At 67.0% G+C, this 20625-nt stretch carries 17 protein-coding genes; 13 read left to right on the top strand and 4 right to left on the bottom strand.

The features are described from left to right. Positions 1-180: 180 nt before the first annotated feature. The 6 genes from VH569_RS12455 to VH569_RS12430 all read left to right on the top strand — a co-directional run bounded on the left by VH569_RS12455 (position 181) and on the right by VH569_RS12430 (position 8525). Positions 181-783 carry a hypothetical protein gene (locus VH569_RS12455; RefSeq protein ID WP_423315610.1) on the top strand — a complete coding sequence of 201 codons (603 nt, stop codon included), beginning with the start codon at positions 181-183 and terminating at the stop codon, positions 781-783. A 703-nt stretch (positions 784-1486) separates the two neighbouring features. After that, positions 1487-2221: a hypothetical protein gene (locus VH569_RS12450; protein ID WP_423315609.1), complete on the top strand. Its 735-nt coding sequence runs from the start codon at positions 1487-1489 to the stop codon at positions 2219-2221. A gap of 28 nt (positions 2222-2249) precedes the next feature. Next, positions 2250-3074: a response regulator transcription factor gene (locus VH569_RS12445; protein WP_377810486.1), complete on the top strand. Its 825-nt coding sequence runs from the start codon at positions 2250-2252 to the stop codon at positions 3072-3074. Beyond that, positions 3055-4659, top strand: a complete 1605-nt coding sequence (locus tag VH569_RS12440; protein ID WP_423315608.1) for a sensor histidine kinase — start codon at positions 3055-3057, stop codon at positions 4657-4659. Before VH569_RS12445 ends, VH569_RS12440 begins: the two co-directional genes overlap by 20 nt. 132 nt (positions 4660-4791) lie before the next feature. Then, positions 4792-5286 carry an Lrp/AsnC ligand binding domain-containing protein gene (locus VH569_RS12435; RefSeq protein WP_098737064.1) on the top strand — a complete coding sequence of 165 codons (495 nt, stop codon included), beginning with the start codon at positions 4792-4794 and terminating at the stop codon, positions 5284-5286. 275 nt (positions 5287-5561) lie between these two features. Further along, positions 5562-8525 (top strand): methyl-accepting chemotaxis protein, encoded by a 2964-nt coding sequence (locus tag VH569_RS12430; protein WP_423315607.1) that lies wholly within the window; start codon positions 5562-5564, stop codon positions 8523-8525. 17 nt (positions 8526-8542) lie between these two features. On the opposite strand, the gene VH569_RS12425 is transcribed toward VH569_RS12430, so the two are convergent. Together VH569_RS12425 and VH569_RS12420 are read right to left on the bottom strand one after the other, a co-directional pair. Then, the gene (locus VH569_RS12425) at positions 8543-9112 is read right to left on the bottom strand and encodes a TetR/AcrR family transcriptional regulator (RefSeq protein ID WP_423315606.1); all 570 of its coding nucleotides are present in this window, start codon (positions 9110-9112) and stop codon (positions 8543-8545) included. Positions 9113-9189: 77 nt separating this feature from the next. Beyond that, positions 9190-10950 (bottom strand): AMP-binding protein, encoded by a 1761-nt coding sequence (locus VH569_RS12420; RefSeq protein WP_423315605.1) that lies wholly within the window; start codon positions 10948-10950, stop codon positions 9190-9192. A gap of 200 nt (positions 10951-11150) precedes the next feature. Between VH569_RS12420 and VH569_RS12415 the strand changes: the two genes are divergently transcribed. The 7 genes from VH569_RS12415 (at position 11151) to VH569_RS12385 (ending at position 19568) form a co-directional block, all read left to right on the top strand. Beyond that, on the top strand, positions 11151-12044 hold the full coding sequence (locus tag VH569_RS12415; RefSeq protein WP_423315604.1) for an ABC transporter ATP-binding protein: 894 nt from the start codon (positions 11151-11153) through the stop codon (positions 12042-12044). Continuing rightward, complete coding sequence (locus VH569_RS12410) at positions 12044-14008, top strand: long-chain fatty acid--CoA ligase (RefSeq protein WP_423315603.1); 1965 nt, start codon at positions 12044-12046, stop codon at positions 14006-14008. Before VH569_RS12415 ends, VH569_RS12410 begins: the two co-directional genes overlap by 1 nt. An 11-nt stretch (positions 14009-14019) precedes the next feature. Then, entirely contained in the window at positions 14020-14907 is an 888-nt protein-coding gene (locus VH569_RS12405) for a branched-chain amino acid ABC transporter permease (protein WP_109051444.1), read from the top strand. Between the two features lie 7 nt (positions 14908-14914). Then, the gene (locus tag VH569_RS12400; RefSeq protein WP_109447554.1) at positions 14915-15988 is read left to right on the top strand and encodes a branched-chain amino acid ABC transporter permease; all 1074 of its coding nucleotides are present in this window, start codon (positions 14915-14917) and stop codon (positions 15986-15988) included. Between the two features lie 53 nt (positions 15989-16041). Next, on the top strand, positions 16042-17322 hold the full coding sequence (locus tag VH569_RS12395; RefSeq protein WP_423315602.1) for an ABC transporter substrate-binding protein: 1281 nt from the start codon (positions 16042-16044) through the stop codon (positions 17320-17322). A gap of 76 nt (positions 17323-17398) precedes the next feature. Next, on the top strand, positions 17399-18253 hold the full coding sequence (locus VH569_RS12390) for an ABC transporter ATP-binding protein (protein ID WP_174470311.1): 855 nt from the start codon (positions 17399-17401) through the stop codon (positions 18251-18253). 85 nt (positions 18254-18338) lie between these two features. Further along, the gene (locus VH569_RS12385; protein WP_423315601.1) at positions 18339-19568 is read left to right on the top strand and encodes a phenylacetate--CoA ligase family protein; all 1230 of its coding nucleotides are present in this window, start codon (positions 18339-18341) and stop codon (positions 19566-19568) included. Positions 19569-19639: 71 nt separating this feature from the next. On the opposite strand, the gene VH569_RS12380 is transcribed toward VH569_RS12385, so the two are convergent. After that, entirely contained in the window at positions 19640-20263 is a 624-nt protein-coding gene (locus tag VH569_RS12380) for a glutathione S-transferase family protein (RefSeq protein ID WP_423315600.1), read from the bottom strand. 120 nt (positions 20264-20383) lie between these two features. Beyond that, positions 20384-20620 (bottom strand): hypothetical protein, encoded by a 237-nt coding sequence (locus tag VH569_RS12375; protein ID WP_423315599.1) that lies wholly within the window; start codon positions 20618-20620, stop codon positions 20384-20386. Positions 20621-20625 lie beyond the last annotated feature (5 nt).

Below are 20625 nucleotides of genomic sequence, written 5' to 3'. Positions count from 1 at the left end.
AAGATCATACTGATATGCGTAAGTGATACATATATCCTTGGGGTGCTGTCGAGCAAAATTCATTTTACATGGTCGATATCTGCTGGAGGTTGGCTCGGGCAGGGCAACGACCCTGTCTATGTCAAAACCCGCTGCTTCGATACCTTCCCCTTCCCCAACGCCACGCCGCATCAAAAGCGCGTGATCGGTCAGCTTGCCGAGGAACTCGACGCCCATCGCAAGCGGGTGCTGGCCGAGCATCCCGACCGGCTGACGCTGACCGAGCTTTACAATGTCTTGGAAAAGGGGCGGAGCCGGGAGGAACTGACCGCGCGCGAGAGGGAGATCTACCAGCTGGGGCAGGTCGGCGTGATGCTGGACCTCCACGGCCGGATCGACCATGCGGTGGCCGACGCCTATGGCTGGCCCGCCGATCTGGAGGAAGCGCGGATTCTGGAAAACCTCGTGGCGCTGAACGCCGAGCGCCACCGCGAGGAACGCGACGGGCTCGTCCGCTGGCTGCGGCCGGACTACCAGAACCCGAAGGGGCAGGGGGCTGCCGTCCAGATCGCGGCGACGCTCGACATCGCGGCGGACACGGCGAAGCGGATCGTCTGGCCGAAGGCGCCGACCGAACAGGTCCACAGCCTGATGGCGGCGCTGAGCCGTTGCGGCCGTGCCGTCGAAGCCGAAAGCCTCGCCCGCCAGTTCAAGGGTGCCAAGTCGCCGCGGGTCCGGGAACTGCTCGACATCCTGGTGTCGGTCGGCCATGCCCGGCAGATCAACAACCTCTATGCGCCTTGACCGGAACCGTCCCGGTCGCTCGCCTCCCCCATCGGCTGGATATGCGGTATCCTAAATTGTACGTGCTACAAACTTGACGCTGCCACCCGGTCGGCGCATCATGATCTTCGTGATGGATGGTGCCGAAAACGCAGCGTTCCCACGACGCCGACCGGCCTGACGGCCGGCTGGAACCACGGCTGGAGTTCTAGTGGCAACGACCCACGGCCGCTTCGCGCGCGCCGCTTCATGACCTGTTGCCCGTCCGGCTGAACGGCGGCGGAGCCATACCCGGGTGGCTCCGCCGCCGATTGTTTTTGTGCAGATTGTTTTTTGGGCAATCGCCACGGTCCCGACCCGTTCCGGCCATCCTCCCGCCTCATTTCTGTCACGTCCTATCGCCCCGCAAATCTTCAACGAAGCGGCTGGCGAGCAATGGATTTGACCGGTTTTCATACCACTTTTGAGCAAAGAGCCGCGAGATCCCCCCTGGATTCGCTCGAAAATCAAACGAAACTTCGAAAAATATTGATGCGCTTTCGCAAAATGGGGGTAAGGGCTGTGGCTTTAACGCGCCATTAACCAGACTGGATTGAGTTTAGGGACATCAGACGCGGCCAACTCCAACCAGCACGCGAAGTTGACTTCCAGGCTAGATGGAAATGGTTCGTCCCGTGTTAATCCCGTTATGTCCGTTCCTCCTGGATTTGAAAGGCCCGCCCCCATGACCGTGCCGGCAGTCCTCCGCGATGTGGCGCAGTTCGGCGCCTACGCCGCCGGCCGGGGCCGACATGCGGGCCTGCTGGTCGCGGTCCTGCTGCTGGCCGGCTGCCCGGCCAACACGGCCGGGCCGGGATGGGGTGGGGCGGATGTGACGTCGGCCAACCCGAACGCCCGCGCGGCAACCCCGCCGGTGCCCAGGCAGAAGCCGGCTCGCAAGGTTCCCGACGCCGCCGCGCTGGCGCCGGCCCTGCCGATGCCGCAGCCCGGCCCGCCGGTGACCACCGGCGACGTGGCGACCGCCGCGGCGTCCGCCCAGTCATCCACCCAGGCCTCCACCCAGCTGGCGGCCATCGCACCCGATACAACTCCCCAGGCGGCGAACGCCGCTGCGGTGCCGACGACGGTGCCGGCCATGGGGGGCATGTCCACCCCACCCGCAACCCCCAACGCCGACCCCGACAGCCTTGTCGGGCTGGACGAAGTCCAGACTCTCAAACTCCTGGGGTCCCCCGTTGCACGGGAAGAGGCGCCTCCCGCCAAGATCTGGCGGTATGCCAAGGGCGATTGTACCCTCAAGGTCTTCTTCTTCATGGATATGACCTCGTCCCAGGACTTCCGCGCCCTCTCCTACGACATGAAGAGCAGCCAAAATGTCCCTGACGCCGACCACCGATGCTTCGCCCAACTCCTCGCTCAAGCTGACGCAGGGCGCCCTGTCCGCCCCGGGTTTCAGTAAGCCGGAGTCGAACAAGGGAATGTCCGCGATGACCGATCCGACCATTGCCCGCATCGCTCTGGTGGACGACGACGATCTGTTCCGTGAGTCGCTCAGCCTCAACCTCGGCGACGAGGGCTACGAGGTCATCACCTTCGACCGCGGCGAACCGGCGCTCGATTTCTTCGCCGAGGGCGGGTCGGTCGACATCGTCCTGCTGGACTGGCGCATGCCCAAGCTGGACGGCATCGACGTGCTGCGCCAGATGCGCGCCCGCGGCATCGCCACGCCGGTCATCTTCCTGACCGTGCTGTCCGACCAGATTTATGAAGAGGCGGCGCTGGCCGGCGGTGCGCTGGACTTCGTGGAGAAGTCGCGCAGCCTGTCGATCCTGCTGAAGCGTATGCGCCTGATCCTGGACGGCATCAAGGGCGACGGCGCCAAGGGCTCGGAGGACGGGGAGGCCGGCGGCAGCGCCACCAGCCACCGCCTGGGCGAGCTGGAGCTGCGCCTGGACAACAGCCGCGCCTTCTGGAAGGGTAAGCGCATCGACCTGACGCTGACCGAGTTCAACATCGTCAAGCTGATGTCGACCCGCCCGGAAGAGGACGTCTCCTACCGCGAGATCTACGACCTCGTCCACGGCAAGGGCTTCGTCGCCGGCTATGGCCCGTCGGGCTACCGCGCCAACGTCCGTGCCTTCATCAAGCGCATCCGTCAGAAGTTCCGCTCGGTCGACGCCAGCTTCGCCTGCATCGAGAACTATCCGGGCTTCGGCTACCGCTGGGGCAAGGGTGAGAACGCGGCCAACCAGGGCCGTGACGAGGATGGTATGGGCGAGGATATGCTGATCGATGGCGCTGCTGCCGATTGACCTTGCGATGCGGGCGCCCCGACGGGCGTCCGCCCGCCTGCTCTGGCTCTGGCGCTCGATGGCGAGCCGCCTGGTGCTGCTCACCCTCGTCTTCGTCGCCGTGCCGGTCCTGCTCTACGACCAGTTCCAGCGGGCCGACGAGGCGTCGCAGCAGCTTCTGCTGAAAAGCGCCCAGCGCCAGGGCGAACTGATCGCCCGCGCGCTGGAGCCCGAACTGCTGGGCGTCGACCGCACGGCCCTTCCCAGCCTGAGCATCGCCCTTGCCCGCTACGGCGACGACCGCACGCGGCTGAAGCTGCTGGTGCGCCCGCGGGTGGCGGCCAGCGCGTCCGGCGCCAAGGCCGGGCCGGAACCCTTCTTCTACGTCGCCGCGGCGCCCAGCCTGTCGACCGCCGACATCGACGCCGAACGGCGCCTGCTGCTCGAACAGGGCGTGCTGGACCGTCTGGGATCGAGCTGCGCCGGCAACGCGACGCTGGCGATGCGCGTCCCCCATGCCGAAGGCGGGGAGGAGGTGCTGTCCTCCATCACCCCGATCAAGACCAGCTTCGGCTGCTGGGCGCTGGTGACCAGCCACGCGACCGAAGCCTACATCTCCTCTTCCATCGGCCGCCCCTATTGGAGCACGCCGGCGGTGCAGGCCGCCGCGGCGATCTATCTGGCGATGGCCGCCCTGGTGCTGGCCGTGCTGGCCGGCATCTGGCGCAACCTGAACCGCTTCGGCGATCTGGCCCGCCGCATCGTCGGCGGCGAGGATGTGCCCGACCAGGAGAGCGGCAACGCCTCCTTCGCCGCCCGCAACACCGTGCCGGAACTGGCCGGCGTGGCGGAGGATTTCGACCGGCTGGTCTCCACCCTGCGCGACAGCGCCCAGTCGCTGCGCCGCGCGGCGGAGGACAACGCCCACGCCTTCAAGACGCCGATCGCCGTGATCCGCCAGTCGGTGGAACCGCTGCGCCGCGCCCTGCCGGCGGAGAACGCCCGCAGCCAGCGCGCCCTGACGATGATCGAGAAGTCGTTGGACAAGCTGGACGGCCTCGTCTCCTTCGCCCGCCGGATGGACGAGGCGGCTGCCGACCTGCTGGCCCCGGCCCGGCGCCGCGTCGATCTGTCGTCGCTGGTGGAACGGATGGCCGGCGGCTACACCGGGCTGCTGGCTGAACGCCGCCTGCACATGCGCTCGCGCATCGACGCCGGGCTGGTGGTGCGGGCCAGCGAGGAGACGCTGGAGACCATCGTCGAGAATCTGGTGGAGAACGCCGTCAGCTTCTCGCCCGCCGACGGGACGGTCAGCGTCCGCCTGACCCGTGTCGGATCCTGCGCCGAGCTTGTGGTGGACGACGAGGGGCCGGGGGTCGATCCCGCCAATCTGGAACGCATCTTCGAGCGCTACTTCTCCCACCGCGAGCCCGGCCGCGGCATGCCGGAGGACGAGGCGGCGGCGCATCAGGCCGGGGCGGCGCATTTCGGCATCGGCCTGTGGATCGTCCGGCGCAACATCGAAGCCTTCGGCGGCCGTGTGCGGGCCGAAAACCGGCCGACCGGCGGCCTGCGCATGACGGTGACCCTGCCGCTGGCGGCCTGAAAGAACCCACCGGCGGCAAACAGGCTTCGGAGCCGCATCGTTCCAACCGCTGCGGCTACGGTCCGGCATGGCTTGGCGCCAATTTTTCCGCTAGGATCGGGGCCGCCAGCCGAACAGCATTCCGAGCCGCCGATGGACCGCAGCCTCGATTCCACCGACATCAAGATCCTGCGCGAGTTGCAGGATGACGGACGCCTCAGCAATGTGGAACTGGCCCGCCGCATCAACCTCAGCCCGGCCGCCTGCCTGGAGCGGGTGAAGCGCCTGCAATCCGAGGGCATCATCCAGCGCTATGTCGCGCTGCTCGACCCGCATCGGCTGGAGGCGGGGATGCTGGTCTTCGTCGAGGTGGTGCTGGACCGCACGACGCCGGACAATTTCGACGATTTCAAGGCCACCGTCCTGCGCATGCCGCAGATCATGGAATGCCATATGGTGGCGGGCGGCTTCGATTATCTGGTCAAGGCCCGTGTGCGCGACATGAACGAATACCGCCTGTTCCTGGGCGAACTGCTGTCCACCGCCCGCGGCGTGCGGGAAACCCACACCTACGCCGTGATGGAAGAGGTGAAGAGCGTCACCGCCATCCCACTGGACGGGCTGTCCAACGGGCCGTTGCGCGGCTGAACGGTCAGACAATATAGCTTTTTCCAAATTGCATAATACTTTGGGACCGGTCCGCTTTTCCGGAGGCATTTTGCGACGGGCGATAACCGCCGGTTTCGCGTTGCCGTTGCGCCCGAACGCGGGGTTTGTTCGCTTACCGACAAAATAATGCGGCATGCCGCTTGCAGCGCAAGCTCCGGTCCTGGAGGCCGACCGATGCTTTCATGCTGCTGCTATCGGTTCGCCACCATGCCCGACCAACTTGTTCGAGGCTATGGCTGGAGCGGAACCGCGACATGCGCGTCAACACACCGATCACCGACCGAGAAGTTCATCTGACCGACGGGATTCCGCTGGTGTCGCGCACCGACACCGGCGGGCGCATCACCTTTGTGAACCAGGCTTTCGTCGAGATCAGCGGCTTTGACGAGCATGAGCTGATCGGCGCTCCGCACAACATCGTCCGCCACCCCCACATGCCGAAGGAGGCCTTCGCCGATCTGTGGGCGACGGCGAAGGCGGGGCAGCCCTGGGAAGGGCTGGTGAAGAATCGCACCAAGAGCGGCGATTTCTATTGGGTGCGCGCCAACGTCACGCCGGTGATGGAGGACGGTGCCGTCACCGGCTACATCTCCATCCGCTCCAAGCCGTCGCGGGACGAGATCGCGGCGGCCGACAGGCTCTATGCGGAGATGCGCGACAACCGGGCGGCTGTGGACCTCCGCGGTGGCGAACTGTACCGGAAGGGGCCGCGTCGCTGGCTGGATGCTGCATGGACGAGCATGACCGGGCGGCTGCTCGGTGCCTTCGTTCTGCTGATCGCGGCGATGGTCTTCGTGGGTGGCTTGGGGCTGGAGGGCATGTCGGCATCGAACGACGCCCTGACGCGCGTCTACAGCCAACGGCTGGCTGCCGCCCGGATCAGCAACGATATCCTGACCCGCATGGCGGACAACCGGCAGATCATAACCAGCCTGATCGTCGAGGTTCGGGATGGCGCCGAGCCGGCGGCGATCAAGGAGCTGCTGTCCCGGATCGAAGGCAACGTCGCGGCCATCACGGCGGTCTGGGCCGAATACAGCGCCTTGCCGAAACTGCCCGAAGAACGGGTGTTGGCCGACCGTTTCTTCGAATTGCGCTCGAAATACGTGAAGGACGGATTGCGGCCGACGATGGAGCACATCAAGGACGGCGATTCGCTTGCGGTCGAACGGGATGTCCGGACGGTCGTCACGCCGCTGTTCGCAACGGCCTTCGAAGCGAACCGTGACCTGCTGAACTTCCAGATGAAAAGCGCCGGGCAAGAGGTTTCGGAGGCGCAGGGCGACTTCTCCGCCCGGTTCATGGAGACGGTGGCAATCGTGTCCGCTCTGGCGATCATGTCCGGGCTGATCTCCTGGGGACTGCTTCTGACCTTCCGGAGACCGCTGAAATCCTTTGAAAAAACCTTCGCCCGCATTTCACGTGGAGATTTCCTCAGCCCGGCGGAGGCCATCGGCGTGCCGGAATTCCGGCGCGTGGCGTCGGAGCTGAACGCGATGAAGGCGAAGCTGGCCTATGGCATCCACGAGAAGCATGAGACCGAGCTGCGCCAGAAGGCGCTGACCCGCCAGGCCCTGCTGGAAACCTGCAAATCCATCGAAGGTGACCTGGACTCCACCTGGATGGGCGTGGAACTGGCGAGCCGGCGAGCCGGCGACGGCATCGAGCACCTGATGGAGGCGCTCGGCGTTGTGCGCGAGAACACCGTGGTGGTGTCGGCCGCGTCGGAGCAGGCCAGCTCCAACGCCCAGTCGGTCGCCGCCGCGACGGAGGAGCTGAATTCCTCCGGGCAGGAAATCGCCCGGCAGGCGGCGCGCTCCAGCGAGGTGGCACGGCGTGCGGTGGACAGCGCCCGTGGCTCCGCCTCCGCCATCGGCCGGATGGAGATCGCGACGGAGGAGATCGCCAAGGTCGCCACCCTCATCAACGAGATCGCCGGCCAGACCAACCTGCTGGCGCTCAACGCCACCATCGAAGCCGCCAGGGCGGGGGAGGCCGGCAAGGGCTTCGCCGTCGTCGCCGGCGAGGTCAAGCAGCTCGCCAACCAGACCTCGCGTGCGACGGAGGACATCGCCCGCCAGATCGAGCAGCTGAAGCATGCGGTCGGCGGCAGCGTCTCGGCCATCCAGACCGTCATCTCGGTGATCGAGGAGATCGACGAGGCGGCCACCGCCACCGCCGCCGCGGTGGAGGAACAGTCCGCCGCCAATGCCGAGATCGGGCGCAGCGCCACCAACTCCGCCGGCGGCGCCTCCCAGGTGTCGGGCAGCGTGCTGCGGATCCGCGACCAGACCGACGAGATCACCGGCATCGCCACCGACGTCAGCCGCCGCATGACCGACACCCAGGGCGCGGTGGCCGACCTGAAGCGCCGGCTGGTCATCGCGCTGCGCCAGTCGGTGGCGGGCGACCGCCGCGTCTCCAACCGCATCCCCTGCGAGGAGCCGATTGCCATGACCGTGGCGGGCGACCGCCGCACCGTCACCATGCTCGACCTGTCGCTGGACGGGCTGCTGATCGACAGCAAGGGGCTGCCGGAGCTGCCCGAGCAGACGAAACTGACGGTGACCCTGCGCGAGGTCGGCGATTTGCCGGCCATCGTCGCGGGAACCAGCGATCTCGGCCTGCATCTGGCGTTGGACGAGCTGTCGGATGCCCAGAACCGCCGTCTGGAAAGCGTCTACAATGCGATGGTCGAGGCCGATTCCGCCATCATCGCCACCGCACAGGACGCTGCGGCGGCCCTGGGCAAGGCATTGGAGGGTGCGCTCGCCAGCGGCGGCATCGGCGAGGAGGCCCTGTTCTCGACCGAGCTGTCCAGCATTCCCGGCACGGAGCCGGAACAGTGCCTCGCCCCCTTCACCGACCTGACCGACCGCCTGTTCCCGGTGATCCAGGAGCCGATCCTGGCCTCCAACCCGCGCATCCAGTTCTGTGCGGCGGTCAACGCCGTCGGCTATCTGCCGACCCACAACAGCCGCTATTCCGACCCGCAACGGCCGGGCGACGCGGTCTGGAATGCCGCCCACTGCCGCAACCGCCGTGTCTTCGCCGACCGCTCCGGCCTCGCCGCGGCGCGCAACACCCGGTCGTTCCTGTTGCAGGCCTATCGCCGCGACATGGGCGGCGGCCAGATGGTCCGCCTGAAGGAGGTCGATGCGCCGATCATGGTGCGCGGCCGCCACTGGGGCAATCTGCGGCTGGCCTACATGCCCTGACGGCTCAGGACTGCGGCTCAGGACTGCGGCTGCGCCGCCGGCACCAGCACATCGGCGCAGATCGCCCGCACCACGTCGGCCCGGTCGGCCGCGGCGCCGGGGGCGAGCAGGCCCTGGCCGAAGGCGAAGGCGTAGAACAGGTAGGCGCGGGCGAAGGCCTGGTCGGCGGGCAGCCCGAGCGCGACGAACAGGCCGGCGACGCTGTGCAGGCGTTCGCGGTCGACCTCGGCGATGACGCTTTCCGCCTCCGGCGCGCGCCGGGCCCAGTCGCGCACCGCCAGTTCGATGGCCATGCCGCGCGGCTTGCTGCCGCCATAGAGCGCCAGCATGTCGCGCAGTTGCTGCGCCGGTTCGCGCCTGTCCAGCCGGGTCTGTTCCTTGATGGCGGCGATGCGGCCCAGCTTCCAGCTGTCCAGCAGGGCGCTCATCAGCTCGGTGCGGTCGCGGAAATGCCAGTAGAAGCTGCCCTTGGTGACCTTCAGGGCCTTCGCCAGCACCTCCACCCGCACCTTGTCGACGCCGCCTTCGGCCAGCGCCGCGAAGGCGGCGGCCAGCCAGGATTCGCGGTTCTTCGTTTTGGATTCCATACCCGTCCTTCGCGCTCTTCCCGTTGCCGCAGCCGCAGTCCCGAACGCGTTCTATACCCGAAAAGGGGGGGCCGTGACTATTCGCCCTGCTGCATCTGGATCGCGTCGGACGCCCGGCCGCGGTAATGGATGTTGCCGTCGCCGTCCAGGAAAGCCCGGTCGCCGGTCAGGTAATAGCGCCGGCCGTGGCGGAAACGCTGGGCGGTGCGGTCCGGGTTGTTGGCGTAGGATTCGAACCAGAACAGCGGCGAGTGGTCGACGTCGATGGCGATCTCACCGGCGCCGCCCACCGGCGCCTCCCGCCCGTCGGGGTCGAGGATGACAACGCGGAAGCCCGGCATCGGCCGGCCGAGCGAGCCGCTTGCCGGCTGGATCGCATCCCCGCCGTCCGGCCCTTCGGACTCGTGGCGGCCGATGCCGTCGGGATCGTACCGGTTCACGATGAAGATGCCGGTCTCGCGCTGGCCATACTGGTCGAGCAGGGGAACCTTCACCGTCCGGTTGGCCCAGGCGATCAAATCGGGCGGCAGCGGTTCGCCCACCACCGACAGGATGCGGAGCGCGAACTGGTGCGACACGCCGGGATCGGCGCCGTGCCAGGCGCGGATCTGCGACGGCGCGGCGGTCAGGTTGGTGACGCCGAACTTGGTCAGCATGCGGTAGCCCTGCCGCACGTCGTAGGGCCCGTCGCAGAAGATCGTCGTCCGTCCCAGCAGCAGCGGCCCGACCAGCCCGTAATAGGCGCCATAGGCCCAGCCGGGATCGGCCATGTTCCAGTAGATGTCGTCGTCGCGCAGGTCGAGGCCGATGCGCATGTACTGTTCGATCCCCGACAGCGCCTTGACCGGCAGCGAGACGCCGAGCGGCGTCGGCTCGGATTCCGAGGTGTAGATCAGGGCGAAGGCGTCGCCCTCGCGGTAGCGCGCCACCTCGGCCAGCGGCGTGGCCTCGTGCAGCGACGACCAGAAGGGCACGGCGTCGGGACCGAAGGCCTCGTCGCCCTCCACCGTCACCACCGGGCGGGTGTTGTCGCGCGGCACCTTGCGGCGCAGGAAGCCGTTGGTGACGATGGCCCGCGCGTCGCTGTCGGCCAGCCGGTAGGCGACGGCCGAGGCGGTGTAGGTGGTGAACAGCGGCATGTAGACGCCGCCCAGCCGCCAGATCGCCAGCGCGGTGATCAGCAGCTCCGGCCCCTTCGGCAGCAGGACCGCCACCCGGTCGCCCGGTCCCACCCCCATGCCGGCCAGCACGGCGGCGAAGCGCGCAGAATCGCGGGCCAGCCGGGCGAAGCTCAGCTCCGTCGTCTGTCCGGCCACGCTTTCATGCAGCAACGCCGCCCGCGCGCCGTCGGCGGCGCGGACATGGCGGTCGCACAGCAACGCCGCCAGCGCGATGGACTCGCCGCGGTATTCCGGCCGCAGGAAGGCCGACGGCCTCACCATCAGGACGGGCGGCGAGGGCTGCACGGCTGCAGGCGCCGCGGCCTCCGGCGGCTGGGGCGGGGCAGGGGGAGGTGGCGGCGGCGGTGCCGGCGGGCGGTGGCGCAGGGCCGCCAGATCGCCCAGCGCCACCAGATCGGGACCCAGGTGATAGCGCTTGCTGCGGCTGTCCTGCTCGACCAGCCCGTCGCGCGCCAGCGCCATCAGCAGCCGGTGCGCGGTGGCCTTCGACAGCCCGACCCCGGTCATCAAATCGGCCAGCCGCGCGCCGTCGGTTTCGGCCTCGGCGACCGCGCGCAGCAGCGCGATGGCGCGTTCCAGGCTTTGCGTGCCACCCGCCGCGCCCGGAGTGGAGGGCGAAGCGGCCGGGGTGGGGACGATGTCGGCGTTACTGCTCATGAGGTCCATCATATGGACCGTGCAGCCATCCATCGCAACAAAAAACATGCACTGGCGGAATGTCAGTGTTGAAAACAGACCGCAGCCCGGTATATAGTGCGGAAGTTGCTCATGAAACGGTCCACAATATGGACCCCGCCGGCCGCCAAAGAGCCGGATCGTGACCCGAAGAAGCGGTACCAACAGCAACGGAGGAGGAAATGTCAGGCGCGCCCGTCGCACCACACCCCGGCCCTGGCCAAAATTCCCCTGGCCAAAAGTCGCCCACCACCCAGGCGGAGACCATTTTCGAGGCTCGGGGCGTCAATCTGCGCTTCGGGGGCGTCCATGCGCTGACCGACGTCAGTTTCGGCATCCGTAAGGGCGAGTTGTTCTCGATCATCGGTCCCAACGGGGCCGGCAAGACCTCGATGGTCAACTGCATCTCCGGCCGCTACCGTCCGACCGACGGCAAGGTCTATTTCAAGGGCCGCGACGTGACGGGGATGACCCCGAACCACCGCGCCGCGCTCGGCATCGGCCGTACCTTCCAGAACCTGGCGCTGTTCGGGCACATGACCGTGCTCGACAACATCATGGTCGGTCGCCACCACCTGCTGAAGAACAACTTCCTGACCGGGTCGCTCTACTGGCTGACCGGCGCCAGGAAGGAGGAACTGTCCCACCGCCGCGAGGTGGAGGAGATCATCGACTTCCTCGAAATTCAGCATGTGCGCAAGGCGACCGCCGGCACGCTGTCCTACGGCCTGCGCAAGCGGGTGGAACTGGCCCGCGCCATCGCGCTGAAGCCGGACCTCATCCTGCTGGACGAGCCGATGGCCGGCATGAACCTCGAAGAGAAGGAGGACATGGCCCGCTATATCGTCGACCTCAACGAGGAGTTCGGCATGACCGTGGTCATGATCGAACACGACATGGGCGTGGTCATGGACATCTCGCACCGGGTAATGGTGCTGGAATTCGGCAAGAAGATCGCCGAAGGCAAGCCGGAGGAGGTCCTGGCCGATCCCCGCGTCCGCCGCGCCTATCTGGGCGAGGACGACGAGGAAGAGGCGCCGGCGACGGCGGTCCAGCCGCGCAAGGAGGTCGCGTGATGTCCAGCACCGCTCTTCCCAATCCGGGTTTGCCCAATCCGGGTTTGCCCGATCTGGCCGTCAACGACACCCTGCCGAAGCTGCTGGCCCTGCACGCCCGCGAGCATGGCAATGACATCGCCATGCGCGAGAAGGATTTCGGCATCTGGCGCACCTTCACCTGGAGCCAGGTCCATGCCCGTGTCCGCGCCTTCGCGCTGGGCATGACCAAGCTCGGCGTCGTGCCGGGCGAGGTGGTCGGTCTTCTCGGCGACAACCGTCCCGACTGGGTGATGGGCGAGATCGCCACCCATGCGGTGCGCGGCTACAGCCTGGGCATCTACCGCGACGCGCTGGACGAGGAGGTCGCCTACCTCATCACCTATGCCGACGTGAAGGTGGTGTTCGCCGAGGACGAGGAGCAGGTCGACAAGCTGCTGAACCTCGCCGAGCGGCTGCCGACGCTTCAGCACATCATCTATTCCGACCCGCGCGGCATGCGCAAATACCACGACCCCCGCCTGATGCCGGTCACCGATCTGGTGGCGATGGGCGAGGAGCTGCATGCGCAGCAGCCGGACCTGTACGACCGCATGGTCGCCGCGACCAAGGGTGAGGAGGTCGCCATCCTCTGCACCACCTCGGGCACCACGTCGAACCCGAAGATGGCGATGCTGCCGGCCGGCCGGCTGATCCGCCATGTCGCCAGCTACCTGTCCGCCGATCCCAAGGGGCCGGAGGACGATTACGTCTCCGTCCTGCCGCTGTCCTGGATCATGGAGCAGGTCTATGCGGTCGGCATGGGCATGGTGTCGCGGATGCGCGTGAACTTCGTCGAGGAAGCCGAGACGATGATGCACGACTTCCGCGAGATCGGGCCGAGCTTCGTGCTGTTCGCCCCGCGCCTGTGGGAGCAGATCGCCGCCGACGTGCGCGCCCGCATGATGGACGCCTCGCCCTTCAAGCAGAAGATGTACGATCTCGGCATGAAGCTGGGGCTGGAGGCTCTGGCGAAGGGGCAGCGCTCGGCGATGGCCGACGCCATCCTGTTCAAGGCGCTGCGCGACCGGCTGGGTTTCACCAACCTGAAATCGGCGGCGACCGGCGGCGCGGCGCTCGGCCCCGACACCTTCAAGTTCTTCCAGGCGCTGGGCGTGCCGCTGCGCCAGATCTATGGCCAGACCGAGACGATGGGCGCCTACACCGTCCATCGCGGCACCGACGTGGATTTCGACACGGTCGGCGTGCCGTTCGACGGCGGCATCGAGGTGAAGGTGATCGAGCCCGACCACAACGGCGTCGGCGAGATCGTCACCCGCCACCCCAACATGTTCGCCGGCTATTACCGGAACGAGAAGGCGACCGTCGCCGACATGCGCGACGGCTGGATGCACACGGGTGATGCCGGCTTCTTCGACAAGAAGGGCCATCTGGTCATCATCGACCGCATCAAGGACATCGCCACCACCGCCCAGGGCGACCGCTTCAGCCCGCAATACATCGAGAACAAGCTGAAATTCTCGCCCTATGTCGCCGAGGCGGTGATCCTGGGCGACAAGCGCGACTATCTGTCGGCGATCATCTGCATCCGCTTCCCCATCGTGTCGAAGTGGGCGGAGAAGAACCGCATCGCCTTCACCACATACTCTGACCTGTCGTCGAAGCAGGAGGTCTACGACCTGCTGCGGGCGGAGGTGGAGCGGGTGAACCAGACGTTGCCTGAGTATCAGCGCATCTCGAAGTTCCTGCTGCTCTACAAGGAGCTGGACGCCGACGACGGCGAGCTGACCCGCACCCGCAAGGTGCGCCGCGGCGTCATCGGCGAGAAGTACGGCACCATCATCGACAGCATCTATACCGGCCAGCCGAAGATCGACGTGGACACCACGATTGCCTTCCAGGACGGCACCAAGCAGCGCATCCGCACCACCCTGACCGTCATCGACCTGCTGCCGCCGAAGGGCGCGCAGCGGCAGGCCGCCTGAGGGGAAACGCCATGACCCTTCTGTTTCAGCTTCTCGTCAACGGCCTGATCGTCGGCGCGCTGTATGGCGTGGTCGCCATGTCCTTCGTGCTGATCTACAAGGCCAGCCGCATCGTCAACTTCGCGCAGGGCGAATTCCTGCTGATCGGCGCCTGGACCTGCTGGTGGCTGCTGACCCACTGGCAACTGCCCTTCTGGATCGGCTTCCCGATCACGCTGGCCTTCATGCTGGCCTTCGGCGTCATCCTGCAGATCGTCGTGCTGCGGCCGATGATCGGCGAGCCGATCATCTCCGTCATCATGGTGACGATCGGCCTGTCCATCGTCTTCCAGGCGGCGATGAAGTGGATGTTCGGCGTCTTCGCCAAACCCTTCCCGCAGATCTTCGCCAGCCCCACCGTCAACCTGTTCGGGCTGGAGGTGCAGACCGTCTACGTCATGTCGCTGCTCATCTCGATCCTGATCATGGCGGGCTTCGGCTGGTTCTTCAAATACTCGCGGACCGGTCTCGCCATGCGGGCCACCGCCTTCGACCAGCAGGTGGCGCAGTCGCTGGGCATCTCGGTCCGCCACATGTTCGCGATGAGCTGGGCGATCTCCGCCATGGTGTCGGCGGTGGCCGGCGTCACGGTGGGCGTGGTCAACGGCGTGTCGTCGGCACTGTCCTTCTTCGGCATCAAGGTGTTCCCGGCGGTGATCCTCGGCGGGCTGGACAGCGTCATCGGCGCTGTGGTCGGCGGGCTGATCGTCGGCGTGCTGGAGAACATGGCGCACTACCTGGACAGCCAGTGGCTGAACTGGGGCAACATGTACGAGATCGCACCCTTCTACGTCCTGATCGCCATCCTGATGATCAAGCCCTACGGCCTGTTCGGCACCAAAGACATCGAGCGCGTGTGAGGCCCCCATGGCATCTGTCAGCATCATCCCGAGCGGCGATTACAAGACGTCCTACGGGTCCGACACCACCATCTTCCCGACCAGAACCAGCCGCAACTTCGCGATCCTGGGCGTGGTCCTGCTGCTGGCCTGCCCGGCCTTCATGGACCGCTACTGGCTCAGCCTGCTGATCCAGATCAGCTATCTCGGCATCGCGGCGCTCGGCCTGAACATCCTGGTCGGCTTCACCGGCCAGATCTCCATCGGCCATTCCGCCTTCTTCGGCTTCGGCGCCTTCGCCTCGGCCTGGCTCAGCAACAGCGTCGGCGTCCCGGTGGCGCTGGCCATTCCGCTGGCGGGCGTGATCACCACGTTGGTCGGCCTGCTGTTCGGCATGCCGGCGGCGCGGCTGAAGGGGCTGTATCTCGCCATCGCCACGCTGGCGGCGCAGTACATCCTGCAGGACTTCTTCGCGCGGGCCGACTGGTTCACCGGCGGCACCGCCGGCACCATCGCCGAGCCGCTGACCATCTTCGGCTTCGCCTTCGATACCGACGAGCGCTTCTTCTACGTCGCGCTGGTGGCCCTGGTGGTGATGTACATCCTCGCCACCAACCTGATGCGGACCCGCGACGGCCGTGCCCTGGTGGCGGTGCGCGACCATTATCTCTCCGCCGAGATCATGGGCATCAACCTGACGAAGTACCGGACGATGTCCTTCGGCATCTCCGCCTTCTATGCCGGCATCGGCGGCGCCCTCTACGCCCATTACCTCCAGTTCGTGTCTGTCGAGGGCTTCACCATCCTCTTCTCGATCCAGTTCCTGGGGATGATCATCATCGGCGGGCTGGGCTCGATCATGGGCACGCTGATGGGCACCGCCTTCATGGTCTTCCTGCCCGAAGCGATGCAGGCGCTGACCAAGCTGGTGAGCGGCACCGCGCTCGATACCGCGCTGAACCTGAAGGACAACATCGCCTTCCTGCGCGAGATGTCCATCGGCCTCGTCATCATCCTGTTTCTGGTGTTCGAGCCCGACGGGCTGGCCCACCGCTGGAAGCAGATCAAGGCCTACTGGAAGCTCTATCCCTTCTCGCACTGATGCGTACGCTTTTGCCGATCAACAAACAGAACAGACTGGGGAGTCAACGCACCATGTCGATCAAGACCGCGCTCTTCGCCACTTCGGCGCTCCTGCTGGCGACCTCGGCCACCGCTTATGCTGACATCCCGGTCGGCCATCTGGCGGACCAGTCCGGCGCCACGTCGGACGTCGGCGTGCCCTATGCGCAGGGCGTCGCGGACGCGCTGGCCTACATCAACGCCAAGGGCGGCATCAACGGCACCAAGCTGGCGGTCGACACCGTCGACTACGGTTATCAGGCGCCGCGCGCCATCAGCCAGTACAAGAAGTGGTCGTCGGGCAGCGACAAGATCGCCGCGCTCCAGGGCTGGGGCACCGCCGACACCGAGGCGCTGACCGGCTTCGTCGGCAAGGACGAGATCCCGGCCTATTCCGGTTCCTACTCCGGTCACCTGACCGATCCGACCGGCAAGGGTCCGCACGGCTCCAAGCCGGCGCCCTACAACTTCTTCTACGGTCCCTCCTACTCCGACGCGCTGCGCGGCATGCTGATGTGGGCGGCGGATGACTGGAAGAAGCAGGGCGGCCAGGGCAAGCCGAAATACGTCCACATGGGCGCCAACCACCCCTATCCCAACGCGCCCAAGGATGCCGGCGAACAGCTGGCCAAGGAGCTGGGCTTCGACGTGCTGCCGGCCGTGCAGTTCGCCCTGACCCCCGGCGACTACACCGCCCAGTGCCTGACCCTGAAGGAGGCCGGCGCCAACTACGCCTATCTCGGCAACACCGCCGGCTCCAACATCTCGGTGCTGAAGGCCTGCCAGACGGTCGGCGCCAAGGTTCAGTTCATGGGCAACGTCTGGGGCATGGACGAGAACGCCGCCAAGGCCGCCGGCTCGGCCGCCAACGGCGTGGTGTTCCCGATGCGCACCGCGGTGACCTGGAACGGCGACGCGCCGGGCATGAAGACGCTGAAGGACATTTCCAAGATCTCCGACGCGTCGGGCAACGCCTACCGCCCGGTGCATTACATGGCCGGCGTCTGCACCGCCTTCTACATGAAGGAAGCAATGGACTGGGCGTCGAAGAACGGCGGCGTCACCGGCCCGAACATCCGCAAGGCGATGTACCAGAAGAAAGACTGGGTCCCGGCCGGGCTGGAGGGCGTCTGCGTCCCCTCGACCTGGGCGGAGAACGATCATCGCGGCATGACGGCGGTCAACATCTACCGCGCCCAGGTGACCGGCGACACCGGCGCCGGTGTGGACGATCTGGTCAAGGCCGGCACCATCAAGCTGGAGAAGCTGACCACCGTCGACGTTCCGCGCAAGCCGGAATGGCTGGGCTGGTAAGCCGATAAGCAAGCGGCGCCTCCGCCTCTCTTCGGGCGGGGGCGCCCCCGATCTTTATGAACAGTTCAGGTGCCGCATGCTGAACACCGCCACGGCCGCTTCGACCAACGCTCCAGTCGCACCGCCGGTCACGGCCGCGAAGAAGCTGATGCTGTCCGTCAACAACATCGAGGTCGTCTACAACGACGTGATCCTCGTGCTCCGCGGCCTCAGCCTGGAGGTGCCGGAGGGCGAGATCGTGGCCCTGCTCGGCGCCAACGGCGCCGGCAAATCGACGACGCTGAAGGCAATCTCCGGCCTGCTGAAGACCGAGGACGGCGAGGTCACCCGTGGCGACATCACCTTCAACGGCGAGCGCATCAACGGCATCGACCCCGACCAGATCGTCCGCAAGGGCATCTTCCAGGTGATGGAGGGCCGGCGCATCATCGCCGACATGACCTGCCTGGAGAATCTGCGCCTGGGCGCCTACACCCGCCGCGACAACGGGGTGAAGGACGACCTGGACATGGTCTTCAGCTATTTCCCCCGGCTGAAGGAGCGCACCGGCCTCGCCGGCTACCTGTCCGGCGGCGAGCAGCAGATGCTGGCCATCGGCCGCGCGATGATGGCCCGGCCGAAGCTGATCCTGATGGACGAGCCGAGCATGGGCCTGTCGCCGCTGATGGTGAAGGAGGTGTTCAGCATCGTCCAGCAGATCAACAAGGACCTTGGCGTCACCATCCTGCTGGTGGAGCAGAACGCCCGCATGGCCCTCCAGGCCGCGACCCGCGGCTACATCATGGAGAACGGCAAGGTCGTGCTGGACGGCACCGCCGAAGAGCTGCGCAACAACGAGGACGTGAAGGAATTCTACCTCGGCGGCGGCAATGAAGAGCGCAAGAGCTTCAAGAACCTGAAGAGCTTCAAGCGCCGCAAGCGCTGGATTTGAGGGGAGTGGCGGGGCGTCGGCGTGCCGATGCCCCACCGCCGATGCCCGCCACCTGATCGGCCGACCCCTGAACGGACGAACGACCATGACCGATTTCTACGACGACCTCGAAACCCGTTCCTCCGACCGGCGCGAGGCCGAGCAGTTCGCGGCGCTGCCTGCCCATCTGCACCACGCCAAGGACGCGGCCCCCTATTTCCGCCAGTTGCTGGCCGGGATCGACCCGGCGTCGATTCATGACCGCAACGCGCTGGCCACCCTGCCGGTGACGCGGAAATCCGACCTGATCGCGTTGCAGCAGGCGAACCCGCCCTTCGGCGGTCTGGCGGCGGTGGAGATCGGCCAGCTGGCCCGCGTCTTCGCCTCTCCCGGCCCAATCCACGATCCGGAGCCGCATGGCGTCGATCCCTGGCGCAGCGCCCGCGCGCTGTTCGCCGCCGGCTTTCGCGGCGGCGACCTCGCCCACAACTGCTTCGCCTATCACCTGACCCCCGCCGGCTCGATGTTCGAGACGGGGGCGCATGCCCTCGGCTGCGCCGTCATTCCCGCCGGCACCGGCAACACCGAGATGCAGGCCCAGGTCGTCGCCAGCCTGAAGCCACGCGGCTACATCGGCACGCCCGACTTCCTGAAGATCATCCTGGAGAAGGGCGACGCGCTGGGGCTGGACGTCTCCTCCATCCGCATCGCCGCCGTGTCGGGCGGCCCCTATCTGCCCGATGCCCGCGCCTTCTATGAGGCGCGCGGGCTGGACGTCACCCAGTGCTACGGCACCGCCGATCTCGGCATCGTCGCCTACGAAACCCGGGCGCGCTCCGGTCTGGTGGTGAACGAGGGCTGCATCGTCGAGATCGTCCGTCCCGGCACCGGCGACCCGGTTCCCGACGGCGAGGTCGGCGAGGTGGTGGTGACCATCTTCAACCCGGCCTATCCGCTGATCCGCTTCGCCACCGGCGACCTGTCGGCGGTGCTGCCGGGCAGCAGCCCCTGCGGCCGGACCAACATGCGGCTGAAGGGCTGGATGGGCCGTGCCGACCAGACCACCAAGGTCAAGGGCATGTTCGTCCACCCGAGTCAGGTGGCCGAGGTGGTGCGCCGCCATCCCCAGATCGCCCGCGCCCGTCTGGTCGTCGGCCGCCAGGACGCCAGCGACACCATGACCCTGCGCTGCGAGGCGGAGGAGAGCGGAGAGGGTCTCGCCGCCGCCATCCGCGAGACCTTGGCGTCGGTGACGAAGCTGAAGGGCGCGGTGGAGTTCGTGGCGCCGGCAAGCCTGCCCAACGACGGCAAGGTGATCGACGACACGCGGGTGTGACTGTGCGGGTGTGACTGCGCGGGGCTGAACGGTCGCGGCGGGGAACCGCCGCAACCATCCGTCTTCCTACCTCAGCACTCCGCGTCGGCCTGCGGCACCAGCTCATACTGCTGCTTGTAGCCCGGCTGCGCGCGGATGCGGTCGGCCCAGGCCTTGACGTTCGGATAGTCCTTCTCCTCGATCCCGGATTCGCTCAGCAGGTCGATCCAGGGGAAGGCGAAGATGTCGGCGATGGTCAGGCGTTCGCTCTGGATGTAGCTGTGGCCGGCCAGATGCTGGTCGAACAGCTTCAACCCGCTGGCCGCCGCGCCGTCGAGCCAGGGCAGGGCGTTGGCATCGCCGTTGAACTTGCGCACGGCGCGGGCGCGCTGGACCGGCAGCAGCACGTCGGCCAGCCAGCTCAGCCATTCGGCGAGGCGCAGTTTCTCGGCCTCGTCGCGGCCGCCGAACTGGCCGGTCTGTTCGGCCAGATAGGTCAGGATCACGCTGGATTCCGAGATCGAATGGTCGCCATGCACCAGCGTCGGCACCCGGCCGAAGCGGTTGATCGCCTGATACTCCGGCGACTTCTGCTGACCGGCGCGCAGATCGAGGTGACGGTACTGGAAGGGAACCCCGGCCAGCCGGAAGAACAGTGCGATGCGGGTCGCGGGCTGGGAATTCACGTTGCCGTAGAGGATGAAGGGCGCGGTCACGATCTCTGTCTCCCTGATTTGCCGGCCCGAACGGGTCGGGACCGGTGTTGCCGGGAGGATGGCCTCAACCGCCCCGGCCACGCCAGCGGAAAGCGCGGGCGGCCTCACCCAAGGGTGCACTCAGGCCATCCGCCGGATCGCCAGCCCCGACGCGGCGATGCGGAACCCGCCGTCCGCCGCCTGCTCCACCGCGTCGCCGCCGTCCAGGCGATAGCTCTTGCCCTCCGGCACCCAGCCGGCGGGGCCGCGGAAGGTCACCATCTGGATAAAGCTGGTCGTCTCGACCACGGCATGGACGCTGCCATCCTCGGCCGTCGCCTCGAAACGGTCCGTCTCCATCTCCTGACGCATCGGCATCGGCC

This window comes from Azospirillum sp. 11R-A (genome assembly GCF_049472615.1).
Taxonomy (GTDB): domain Bacteria; phylum Pseudomonadota; class Alphaproteobacteria; order Azospirillales; family Azospirillaceae; genus Azospirillum; species Azospirillum palustre.
The sequence above is the reverse complement of the archived record's forward strand: the minus strand, read 5'-3'. Positions and strand labels throughout refer to the sequence as shown.

Excerpts from the sequence above, each read along its gene's own strand:
- VH569_RS12450 (WP_423315609.1), top strand. The coding sequence starts at position 1,487 with ATGACCGTGCCGGCAGTCCTCCGCGATGTGGCGCAGTTCGGCGCCTAC.
- VH569_RS12445 (WP_377810486.1), top strand. The coding sequence starts at position 2,250 with ATGACCGATCCGACCATTGCCCGCATCGCTCTGGTGGACGACGACGAT.
- VH569_RS12440 (WP_423315608.1), top strand. The coding sequence starts at position 3,055 with ATGGCGCTGCTGCCGATTGACCTTGCGATGCGGGCGCCCCGACGGGCG.
- VH569_RS12435 (WP_098737064.1), top strand. The coding sequence starts at position 4,792 with ATGGACCGCAGCCTCGATTCCACCGACATCAAGATCCTGCGCGAGTTG.
- VH569_RS12430 (WP_423315607.1), top strand. The coding sequence starts at position 5,562 with ATGCGCGTCAACACACCGATCACCGACCGAGAAGTTCATCTGACCGAC.
- VH569_RS12425 (WP_423315606.1), bottom strand. The coding sequence starts at position 9,112 with ATGGAATCCAAAACGAAGAACCGCGAATCCTGGCTGGCCGCCGCCTTC.
- VH569_RS12420 (WP_423315605.1), bottom strand. The coding sequence starts at position 10,950 with ATGAGCAGTAACGCCGACATCGTCCCCACCCCGGCCGCTTCGCCCTCC.
- VH569_RS12415 (WP_423315604.1), top strand. The coding sequence starts at position 11,151 with ATGTCAGGCGCGCCCGTCGCACCACACCCCGGCCCTGGCCAAAATTCC.
- VH569_RS12410 (WP_423315603.1), top strand. The coding sequence starts at position 12,044 with ATGTCCAGCACCGCTCTTCCCAATCCGGGTTTGCCCAATCCGGGTTTG.
- VH569_RS12405 (WP_109051444.1), top strand. The coding sequence starts at position 14,020 with ATGACCCTTCTGTTTCAGCTTCTCGTCAACGGCCTGATCGTCGGCGCG.
- VH569_RS12400 (WP_109447554.1), top strand. The coding sequence starts at position 14,915 with ATGGCATCTGTCAGCATCATCCCGAGCGGCGATTACAAGACGTCCTAC.
- VH569_RS12395 (WP_423315602.1), top strand. The coding sequence starts at position 16,042 with ATGTCGATCAAGACCGCGCTCTTCGCCACTTCGGCGCTCCTGCTGGCG.
- VH569_RS12390 (WP_174470311.1), top strand. The coding sequence starts at position 17,399 with ATGCTGAACACCGCCACGGCCGCTTCGACCAACGCTCCAGTCGCACCG.
- VH569_RS12385 (WP_423315601.1), top strand. The coding sequence starts at position 18,339 with ATGACCGATTTCTACGACGACCTCGAAACCCGTTCCTCCGACCGGCGC.
- VH569_RS12375 (WP_423315599.1), bottom strand. The coding sequence starts at position 20,620 with ATGCCGATGCGTCAGGAGATGGAGACGGACCGTTTCGAGGCGACGGCC.